The organism is Spirulina sp. 06S082 (assembly GCF_034932145.1).
Taxonomy (GTDB): Bacteria; Cyanobacteriota; Cyanobacteriia; order Cyanobacteriales; family Spirulinaceae; genus CCY15215.
This window is the reverse complement of record NZ_JAYGHV010000059.1, coordinates 1-10,136: the sequence shown is the minus strand read 5'-3', so window position 1 is coordinate 10,136 and position 10,136 is coordinate 1. Positions and strand designations below refer to the sequence as shown.

Here is a 10,136-nt window from a genome sequence, read left to right as displayed (position 1 = left end):
TTGTACAGCAAATGGGCATGATGGGGGGAGTTATCTCTCATTCTGTTGTTCCAGGTTTATCTATTGCTTTCTTTTTGGGACTCGATCTTTCCCTGGGGGCATTTATTGCTGGGGTTCTCAGTGCTTTGACTGTCGGGGCAATTCAGACGCGATCGCGCATTAAAGTTGATGCAGCAATGGCATTAACTTTAACAACTTTTTTGGGGTTTGGGGTGATTTTAATTAGTTTGTTAAAAACCAATCAAGTCGATCTAACTCATATTCTCTTTGGCGATATTTTGGGCATTCAACCCGCAGATGTTTGGTATACTTTAGGAATTACAATTTTAGTTCTGATTTTAGTTAAGTTATTTTACAAAGAGTTGCTTTTTTACACCTTTGACCCATTAGGAGCAAAGGCAAGCGGTTTACCTGTTAATAGTTTATATTTTGGTTTAATTTGTGCGATTACTTTAACCATTGTTGCTAGTATGCAGATCGTGGGGGTACTACTGGTGATGTCTTTACTCGTGGGTCCTGCAATTACCGCTTATCTCTGGGTGAAAGAATTACACGAAATGATGCTTTTAGGGGCAATTATCGGCGCTTTTTCGACAGTGGGGGGAATGTATGCTAGTTATTATCTCGATGTGCCTTCTGGTGCCGCGATCGTGATGGCGATATTTGGCTGTTTTCTTTTGGCTTTCTTATTGCGACCAATAGGAAATATTATCAAAAATTATCTCTAAACATGACAAAAGCAGCACCTCGACTAGACTTGCAAGAGACTTCCTTTATTTACTCGATACTATTTAGAGTTGAACTGAATTAAACCTCTAATTCGAGTTGTATTGCTCTCTTTTTTGCTGATGCTAATTAGAGGTGCACTCTGGATTAGAGTTTCAGTTGCATGGCTCCGGGATCGCTATTTAGGGAAATTTTGCTTTCTTGTGAGCGTACTGCTTTCGGTCGGCGAGACAGATAGAATATTAACAGCTTTGTTTACCTCTCTACTTGTTGATCTGGTCTACCTTGATTTGGCTGTTTTATCTGCCAGGGAAGCATTCATTGATTGACTGCTTCAATTACTAATTTAGCAGGTTTTTTCCTGAAGTCCTATGTTTGCAATAAAACTTTACTTTATCAAAAAAATGAATCTCAAACTAGGTTTAAACACTCAAAACCAGAGCGATCCCTCCTAGACTTGCTCGTTTTTCTCTCATTTTTCTCAGGTTTTTCTAGGTTTCTCCTAAAGTGGGAAGTTTAGTTTCCAATCCGACTTTAGGGTTGTCCCTCAGTCTTTCAGTTGAGAAAATTCGAGCGTTCTGGTGAGGTATTGCTCTGGTTTTTGGAGATGGGCATAGCCCAGAAGTTAAAACAGCATAGATATTGAAACAAAGTTCACTCAAACAGAGTATTTTGCTCTGTTGCTATCATTGAAGCCGTTCTGTTTTTTGATGAAGCATTAACTGCCTCAATTCCCAACTTACCACTCCTTAGAAATCTGTTGCGAAATTGCAAACAAACTTTACGAACTTTTGAGCGATCGCCACAAAAAACATGAAAAAAGTTAATTTAGGAACGATGAGGAGAACGATAAAAAGGCTTCTTCACCACCGTTGCAGGGTGGGTTTTGCCGCGAATTTCCACTTCGAGAAGCGTACCTTTTTTAGCAAGCTGTTTGGGAACATAAGCCAAAGCGATCGCCTTCCCCAAAGTTGGCGAAAGGGTGCCACTGGTGACTTCTCCCACCTTTTCCCCTTCAGCAATAATAGGATAGCCGTGACGGGCAATATAGCGTCCCTGCATTGCCAAACCAATTAACTTGCGATCGAGTCCCCCTTGTTTCTGTTGTTCTAAGGCCTCCCTCCCGATAAATGCGCCCTTTTTATCCAAATGTACCAACCAACCCAAACCCGCTTCTAAAGGAGTCGTATCCTCGGTAATATCTTGCCCATAGAGTGCCATTGCTGCCTCTAATCGTAAAGTATCCCGCGCCCCCAAACCGCAAGGAGTTACTCCAACAGCGAGAAGCGATCGCCATAACTGTCGTCCTGTTTCGGGATCCATCATAATTTCAAAACCATCTTCTCCGGTGTAGCCAGTACGGGCAATAAATACCGACTCTCCCGCGATGGATGCGTGCAAATGCTCAAACGCCTTCAATGCCTCGATATCCCCTGTAATTAAAGGCTTTAACACCGCTACAGCTTGAGGTCCCTGTACAGCCAACAAGACCTTATCCGGAGAGACATCTTGCAACATAATCCCCGATCCTTGCAAATGTTCTAACAGCCAGGCCTTATCGCGCGATCGCGTCGCAGCATTGACGATCGCCACCCCAGATTGTATTCCCGTCGCATCTTCCCCTTGGTAATAGATAATAACATCATCAATGATTCCCCCTCGGGCATTTAGCAGTACAGTATATTGAGCCTGTCCTGGTTGCAAGGATTCCAAATCAGAAGGAAAGAGAGGTTGAAGATGGGACAATAACTTTGCACCCTTGAGGGTAAACTTGCCCATGTGGGAGATATCGAACATTCCCACTGCTTCTCGTACCGCCTCATGTTCCAACTTGAGTCCCGCAAATTGTACCGGCATTTCCCAGCCCGCAAAATCCGTAAAACGCGCCCCCAGGTCGGAAATTTCCTGAAAAAGAGGAGTTCTCGCACAGTTTGAAGTCTTTCTAGTAGCCACAAGTATTTATATTTCTCTCGTAAATAAACTATCTCTATCCTACCGATATCCGCCGTAAGCACATCCACTCATCGGTTAACCGTACCAGACAAAGAGGCGATCGCCAGGACAAAATAAAAACAGGACGAAGTTAACAAAAATTAACATTTGTTCGCCAGCGTGCGTAATTTAAACAAAAAAATGGCTATAAAAAACAATCCCAACCCCTCATGGGGTCGCCTCATCGGTAATATTCTTTTAATTACCGGGGTCGGACTGCTGTTAATCAATATCTTATTTCCCCAGATTTTTGCTCCTAGCATTCCTCGAGTCCCTTACAGTATGTTTATCGATCAAGTTGGCGATGGGACTGTGACCCGCGCTTATGTCGGCCAAGACCAAATTCGCTATCAACTGAAAGGGGAAGACGAAAAACCGGGACAAATTTTAGAAACTACGCCAGTTTTCGATCTACAACTTCCCCAACGTTTAGAAAATAATGGGGTTGAATTTGCCGCAGCACCCCCCAAGGGCAATAATTGGTTTGGAACCCTCCTCAGTTGGGTCATTCCCCCGTTAATTTTTGTGGGTATTTTCCAGTTTTTTATGAGACGGGGTGGAGGGGGTCCACAAGGGGCGCTTTCCTTGAGTAAAAGCAAGGCTAAAGTTTATGTTGAGGATAATGATACCAAAGTAACATTTGAAGATGTCGCCGGAGTTGAAGAAGCGAAAACAGAACTCGAGGAAATTGTCGAATTTCTCAAAAATCCCGATCGCTACACCCAGATCGGGGCGCGTATTCCTAAAGGAGTATTACTCGTCGGACCCCCAGGAACCGGTAAAACTTTAATGGCCAAAGCCGTTGCAGGAGAAGCAGGTGTTTCCTTTTTCAGCATCTCCGGATCGGAATTCGTAGAACTTTTTGTTGGTGCCGGTGCCGCCCGAGTGCGAGACTTATTTGAACAGGCCAAAAAGAAAGCACCCTGTATTATTTTCATCGATGAATTGGATGCGATCGGTAAATCTCGCGCCAGTGGTGGTTTTATGGGGGGAAATGACGAACGGGAACAAACCCTCAATCAATTATTAACCGAGATGGACGGATTTGCCGCAGGAGGTGCCACGGTCATCGTCCTCGCCGCCACCAACCGCCCCGAAACCCTTGATTCTGCCTTGTTACGCCCTGGACGCTTCGATCGCCAAGTCCTCGTCGATCGCCCCGATCTCCCTGGACGCTTGAAGATTTTGGAAATCTACGCGGGTAAGGTGAAAATTGATTCTGAGGTTGATTTGAGGGCGATCGCCACTCGAACTCCTGGTTTTGCGGGGGCTGACTTAGCCAACTTAGTTAACGAAGCCGCATTATTGGCCGCACGAAATCAACGCACAAAAGTAACCCAAGCAGACTTTAACGAGGCGATCGAACGGGTTGTCGCGGGGTTAGAGAAGAAAAGCCGCGTCCTCAATGAGAAGGAAAAGAAAATCGTGGCTTATCACGAAGTGGGTCACGCCTTAGTCGGTGCGTTGATGCCTGGAGGGGGTAAAGTTTCCAAAATATCCATTGTGCCTCGAGGCATGGCTGCTTTAGGTTACACCTTACAAATGCCCACAGAAGACCGTTTTTTGATGTCCGAGGCAGAACTACGGGATCAAATTGCCACACTTTTAGGAGGACGAGCAGCAGAAGAGGTTGTTTTTGGTAGCATTACTACAGGGGCAGCCAATGACCTCCAACGCGCCACAGACCTCGCAGAACGCATGGTAACAACCTACGGCATGAGTAAAGTCCTGGGACCCCTCGCCTACGAGAAAGGGCAGCAAAACAGCTTCCTGGGAGAAGGAGGAATGATCAATCCTCGCCGTAATGTGAGCGATTCTACTGCCAAGGCGATCGATGCGGAAGTGAAGGAAATTGTCGAAAAAGGTCATCACCAGGCGATCGCCATTCTGGAAAACAATCGGGAATTATTAGAAGCGATCGCCCAAGAAATCCTCGCTGAAGAGGTAATTGAAGGGAAGAAATTGCAGGAGTTCTTGGATCGCGCAAATGCCGTTGAACCTGTAGCTGTTTAATATTTTCTCATCCTTTATCGTTCCCGTACAGAAAGCGGGAACGATTTTTTTGGCGATATTTTTTTGGGTTAATCTCTAAAGAAGATTTACTTGAAGCCAGCATTCTCTTAAAATAGAAAAGAGAATCAAGTCACTGTTCGTTCCATGCCTGCTAAGGATATCTACCACGATATTGTCGTTCAACTTCTCATGGATGAGGGTTGGAAAATTACTGACGATCCGCTATTTTTATCCTATGGAGGGCGAGATTTATTTATCGATCTCGGTGCAGAAAGAAAAGCGATCGCCGCAGAAAAAGACGATCGAAAAATAGCGGTCGAAATCAAAAGTTTCTTGAAACCTTCTCCCATTAAAGACCTTGGAGATGCGATCGGACAATATGGAATTTATCAAAGTGTTCTCTCTGAAATTGAACCCAAACGAGAACTTTATCTGGCGGTTCCCAAACGAACTTATGAGACTATCTTGACTGAAAAATTAGGTCAACTTATCTTGAGAAACTGGCAAATTAAACTTATTATCTTTGATGAAGAAAAAAGGAGCATGATTCAATGGATACCTTAGAACACTATCGCGAACTGACTCGTAATATTATTCTCAAATATGCTCAATATAAGCCCTCTCACGGTGAAATAGAACCTGAAGTTATTATCGATTCAGAACGCGATCGCTACGAACTCATGCACGTCGGTTGGGACAAACAACGGCGCGTACATGGTTCTGTTATTCATATTGATATTATCGCTGGAAAAATATGGATTCAACACGACGGGACAAATGTTTCTATTGCAGAAGAATTGGTTGAATTGGGCGTTCCTCCAGAGGATATAATTTTGGGATTTCATCCTCATAATGTACGTCAATATACCGATTTTGGTGTTGCTTAACAACTTCAAGAATTACAGAAAGAAAAAATCCGATTATACCGATTTTCTCGTATATTAGAAGCATACAGCCAGAGATGTTTTTCACTATACGGGGATGAAAATATCAGCTAAAATACAACAAAGATTAGTTCAATGAGTTTTTTACTTGCACAGCAAACTCTACTTATAATATCGATCCAATTGCCATAAAGTATCGAGTAATATATTGGCACCGCGAACACATTCTTCTGGGGAAGTATGTTCTGTTTCTGCATGACTGATTCCCCCAGAAGAGGGTACGAAAATCATCCCCATATCAGTAATACTAGCCATTTCCTGCGCGTCGTGACTGGCACGACTGGGGAGGTAAGTATAAGTAAAATTTCTCTTTTCACAAGAACGAGCGATCGCCTGTTGAATGTGAGGTTCAGTCAGGGCGGGTTCTAAATGCAAACGGGGCAGAATTTGGATTTTTGTGGCTGTGGCGATCGCAATTTCCTCCAAATACAAGCGTAACTGTTGCAAAAGGCGATCGATATGTCGGCTAGATAAATCGCGAAGATCTAAACTCATTTCGACATTACCGGGGACGACATTGGCGGCATTGGGATAAACTTGGAATTGTCCCACCGTTGCCACTTGCTGACCTGGAGTATTGCCAATGGCATTCACGGCTAAAACCACCCTAGAAGCAGCAACAAGGGCATCTCGACGCATAGACATGGGAGTTGTCCCGGCATGATTAGCACTACCCTCTACCAAGATTTTAAAGCGTCTCTGGCCGACAATCCCCTCAATGATACCAATCTCCTTTTGCATTGATTCTAAAACAGGTCCCTGTTCCACGTGCAACTCCACAAAAGCCGCGATCGCCTTTTCATCCCGCTTGGCAATTTCAATCTCATCCCAATTTCCCCCCACCCGTTTTAAACAGGTTTGAATATCGCTTCCATCGGGACGACGATAATAGTTTGCATCTCGAACCAGATTTCCCGACATTCCTTTTGAACCGATGGTACTGCTTTCTTCATCGGTAAAAACAATCACTTCAAGGGAATGATTGAATTGTAAATTTTTGTCTCGCAAGGTTCGCACTACTTCTAACCCCGCTAAAACCCCCAGAGTACCATCGTAACGCCCGCCACTGGGGACTGTATCGATATGAGAACCCGTCGCTAAAACGGGAAGTTGGGGCATTTTCCCCGCATACACTCCGATAATATTACCCGCAGGATCGATACGAAGGCTCATTCCTGCATCCTGCATCCATTGCTTGACTAGATTTCGTCCTTGGATATCTTCCGGAGTATAAGCGATGCGACGGACACCTCCTTGAGGAAGAGACCCGATCGCCGCCAATTCCGCAATACTTTGCAAAAGGCGATCGCCGTTAATGTTGAATGTTCTGACCATAACAATAAAATGCTTTACAAAATAAACCTAAAGCAGCAATTTCTCTGATTGAGTTTCTGAAAGTCTAGGGTATGTTGGAATGAGAGGCAAATTTCAACTCTCAATTTTCTTCGAGTTGACTTATCTCGAAAGATACGCAAAAATACGGAGGCTAATAATTTTCCAGACAATTTATTATGCTGTTCGATTTTAGGTTCAATTTTAGCCCTCGTTTTAACTTATTTTTTTGTTTTTAATCAGGAGTGCATCACTATGTTGGCTGCTTTTTTTTTGACTTCCTCGGCAACGGCCTATCTATTTTCGGGTTCGGTCTGCTACCTCGCCTTGCGTGCTGAAAAACAACGTCAAGGTCAACCTATACCAACTTTACAGAAGCTAGAAATTCCTCTCTTTTGGCCGCTTTGGATTGCTAAAGAGATGACAAACAAATAAAGATACTCTCTTCTCTCGCAATTAACTATTCTCAATGCTTACTTCCCTTATTTAGGTCTGATTTAAGTTTGATTTAGATTTAATTTATGTCTGACATTGAGGACAGAAATGAGAGGAACGTCCGCCTATTTTAATGCGTTCGATCGCCCTGCTACAATGCAAACAGGGCTTTCCTTTGCGACCATAGACAAGGGCGGTATCTCCGTAGTTTCCCGGAACGCCGAGGAGACTGAGGAAATTACTAAAGGTAGTCCCTCCTTTGGCGATCGCCGTTTCTAATACTTCTACAATGGCTTGATGAAGTCGATCGACCTGTTTTTTGTCTAAGTGAGAGGCAATGGCCTCGGGACGAATGCCGCTTTTAAATAATACCTCGTCTGCATAAATATTTCCTAACCCCGCGATCGCCTGCTGATCGAGAAGCACAGTTTTAATCCGTCGTTGGGTTTTAGCCAGGGTTTTGCTTAAATAAATAGGGGAGAAATTGTCCGTTAAAGGTTCAGGTCCCAACTTTTGCAAACCCGTTATAATCGTCTCGGGATCGCGATCGGGAGGAACCCACCACATTTTCCCAAAGGTACGAATATCGACAAAGCGCAATTCCTTGCCTTCAGGAAAGAACAAGCGCACTCGCGTATGAGGAGACAAAGGATCCTCGCGATCGCCCCATAATAACTGTCCTGTCATTCGCAAATGAACCCCCAGCCATCCTCCTGGGCGATCGTCTGACTGATGCAGGGGTGCCAGTAAGTATTTCCCGCGTCGCTGCCAAGAAGTAATGGAGACTCCCCGCAAACCCCTTAAAAATTCTTGCATAGAAACAGGGTAGGCAAGGGTTCTCTCGAGTAACACTTCCCCACCCTGCACTATTTGATTTAGGGTTAGTCTATTTAACCCGCGACGTACCGTTTCGACTTCTGGTAACTCCGGCACGATGAATCCCCAATCTCTACTTTTGCTGTTGCTTACTCAATCACTTGCAGTTCGCTTTCGGCAAAATTATTGGTGGCTACACCCGAGTAGTTAACCTTATCAAAACGAACGATGACGGGATAGATAATACCGCTCTTATCAACGCTGGCAACTTTACCAACATCTTTATACCAGTAAGATTCTTTACGCAAGATTCTTACTTTGTCATTGCGTTTAACCATAAGTCATTCTCCTTTGATTCTCTAGCTTACAGCCTACTATTCAATGGGAGTTCTCTACCCGCTTTTGTTTTTAAGTTTTATTAAGTAGGGGTTTGGTCCCCAAACCCAAGCGATCGCCAGGTCTCCAAACCCAAGCGATCGCCAAGTCACCAAACCCAAGCGATCGCCAAGTCACCAAACCCAAGCGATCGCCAGGTCTCCAAACCCAAGCGATCGCCAGGTCTCCAAACCCAAGCGATCGCCAGTGAATTAAGCCCCCGTGTCCCCGATTTTAGCAACGATCGCTGGAGACTGAACATCGATCGCCCATTTCTCATCGATATAGCGAAAACTTGAATCAAAAATCAGGGTTAAGGTTGCGATCGCAGATTTTCCCATGCACACATTTACATCATTGGATTCAGTTGTGAGTAAAAATTCTAAGGAAATCTCATAATCACTCGTCTTATCTAATAAGTTTTTAGAAACTGAATATTTTGCTAAATCTAAGGATAAACTATTCGGGAAAATAATCTCACCATAAAAATTGTCTTCTTCATCCCAATACCCAGAAACTTTATAATTGCAATATTCTAAGTGTTCGCGTGCAAAAACTTTTAAAGAATCTGGGACAATTTTTTCTAGATCGAGCAAATGTTTCTGAAAATTTGATTCCATTATCTTGTCTCCATTAGTGTTTGGTTCTGATTCCTGGAAAATAAAGAATGTAGAACTAAACCCATATTTCCTTTCGGTGATACTTCTCCTTTTTCAATCGCTTTCAAATGTTTATTTTTAACATCATATTTTTGTCCCAATTCAATCTGATTTTTGCCAAAAGATACTAATCGCCCCTTACCAGTGATATAAACAGTATCAGGCTGAATATTTTTCCAACTATCCGGTAAAATGGGAATAGAATTAACATCCATTATAATATAATTTGTAAGGCGAGAATAACCCGCCTTACAATATCAAATTAACTCTCACGCAACTGATCCAAAACGCTGCGATCTTCTAAAGTAGAAGTATCTCCTGCAACTTCTTGCCCTGCTGCCAAATTCCGCAATAAACGACGCATAATCTTACCCGATCGCGTCTTAGGAAGAACATCCGTAAAGCGAATTTCTCCAGGTCGGGCGATCGCGCCAATTTCCTCGACGACGTGCTGCATTAACTCACTTTTAAGAGCATCATTTCCTTGAGAACTGCCCTCTAGGGTGACAAAAGCAAACACCTCTTCTCCTTTCACCTCATGGGGTCGTCCCACAACCGCCGCTTCTGCCACCGATGGATGAGAAACTAAAGCAGACTCTACTTCCATTGTTCCCAAACGGTGTCCGGAGACATTCATCACATCGTCTACCCGCCCCATGACCCAGAAATAGCCATTGGCATCTCGCCGCGCCCCATCTCCGGCAAAATAGAAGTGCTGTCCGTCCTTGGGCTGAATATGTTCCCAATAGGTGCGACGAAAACGCGCTTCATCTCCATATACTGTGCGAATCATACTCGGCCAGGGCTGTTTAACCACCAAATACCCCCCCTCATTGTCTCCCAC

Annotated in this window: 13 protein-coding genes; 6 read left to right on the top strand and 7 right to left on the bottom strand. The window is 44.0% G+C overall.

Annotated elements, in window-relative coordinates:
• The coding region (locus VB714_RS06195; RefSeq protein WP_323222229.1) for a metal ABC transporter permease at positions 1–728 on the top strand (728 nt) is incomplete at its 5' end.
• 826 nt (positions 729–1,554) lie between these two features.
• Here VB714_RS06195 and gcvT read toward each other — a convergent pair.
• Positions 1,555–2,679 carry a glycine cleavage system aminomethyltransferase GcvT gene (gene gcvT, locus VB714_RS06190; RefSeq protein ID WP_323222227.1) on the bottom strand — a complete coding sequence of 375 codons (1,125 nt, stop codon included), beginning with the start codon at positions 2,677–2,679 and terminating at the stop codon, positions 1,555–1,557.
• Positions 2,680–2,859: 180 nt separating this feature from the next.
• On the opposite strand from gcvT, the gene ftsH4 reads away from it, so the two are divergent.
• The 3 genes from ftsH4 (at position 2,860) to VB714_RS06175 (ending at position 5,618) form a co-directional block, all read left to right on the top strand.
• Positions 2,860–4,731, top strand: coding sequence for an ATP-dependent zinc metalloprotease FtsH4 (ftsH4, locus tag VB714_RS06185; RefSeq protein WP_323222225.1), 1,872 nt, complete (start codon positions 2,860–2,862; stop codon positions 4,729–4,731).
• Positions 4,732–4,875: 144 nt separating this feature from the next.
• A complete protein-coding gene (locus tag VB714_RS06180) occupies positions 4,876–5,295 on the top strand; it encodes an element excision factor XisH family protein (protein ID WP_323222223.1) in 420 nt (139 codons plus the stop codon).
• Positions 5,283–5,618 (top strand): XisI protein, encoded by a 336-nt coding sequence (locus tag VB714_RS06175; RefSeq protein WP_323222220.1) that lies wholly within the window; start codon positions 5,283–5,285, stop codon positions 5,616–5,618. The genes VB714_RS06180 and VB714_RS06175 overlap by 13 nt, the downstream gene beginning before the upstream one ends.
• Before the next feature lie 159 nt (positions 5,619–5,777).
• On the opposite strand, the gene VB714_RS06170 is transcribed toward VB714_RS06175, so the two are convergent.
• Entirely contained in the window at positions 5,778–7,010 is a 1,233-nt protein-coding gene (locus tag VB714_RS06170; protein WP_323222218.1) for a Zn-dependent hydrolase, read from the bottom strand.
• 252 nt (positions 7,011–7,262) lie between these two features.
• Here VB714_RS06170 and VB714_RS06165 point away from each other — a divergent pair, with 252 nt between their 5' ends.
• A complete protein-coding gene (locus VB714_RS06165; RefSeq protein WP_323222217.1) occupies positions 7,263–7,442 on the top strand; it encodes a hypothetical protein in 180 nt (59 codons plus the stop codon).
• An 84-nt stretch (positions 7,443–7,526) separates the two neighbouring features.
• Here the strand turns inward: VB714_RS06165 and VB714_RS06160 are convergent, their stop codons facing one another.
• Positions 7,527–8,375 carry a DNA-formamidopyrimidine glycosylase gene (locus VB714_RS06160; protein ID WP_323222215.1) on the bottom strand — a complete coding sequence of 283 codons (849 nt, stop codon included), beginning with the start codon at positions 8,373–8,375 and terminating at the stop codon, positions 7,527–7,529.
• A gap of 32 nt (positions 8,376–8,407) precedes the next feature.
• Entirely contained in the window at positions 8,408–8,596 is a 189-nt protein-coding gene (locus VB714_RS06155; RefSeq protein WP_323222213.1) for a photosystem I reaction center subunit IV, read from the bottom strand.
• A gap of 92 nt (positions 8,597–8,688) precedes the next feature.
• On the opposite strand from VB714_RS06155, the gene VB714_RS06150 reads away from it, so the two are divergent.
• Positions 8,689–8,844, top strand: a complete 156-nt coding sequence (locus VB714_RS06150; RefSeq protein ID WP_323222211.1) for a hypothetical protein — start codon at positions 8,689–8,691, stop codon at positions 8,842–8,844.
• A gap of 1 nt (position 8,845) precedes the next feature.
• On the opposite strand, the gene VB714_RS06145 is transcribed toward VB714_RS06150, so the two are convergent.
• The 3 genes from VB714_RS06145 to VB714_RS06135 form a co-directional block, all read right to left on the bottom strand.
• Complete coding sequence (locus tag VB714_RS06145) at positions 8,846–9,253, bottom strand: hypothetical protein (RefSeq protein WP_323222210.1); 408 nt, start codon at positions 9,251–9,253, stop codon at positions 8,846–8,848.
• Positions 9,253–9,507 (bottom strand): hypothetical protein, encoded by a 255-nt coding sequence (locus tag VB714_RS06140; RefSeq protein WP_323222209.1) that lies wholly within the window; start codon positions 9,505–9,507, stop codon positions 9,253–9,255. Before VB714_RS06140 ends, VB714_RS06145 begins: the two co-directional genes overlap by 1 nt.
• Before the next feature lie 47 nt (positions 9,508–9,554).
• On the bottom strand, positions 9,555–10,136 hold a 582-nt coding region (locus VB714_RS06135), incomplete at its 5' end, for an AMP-binding enzyme (RefSeq protein ID WP_416309618.1).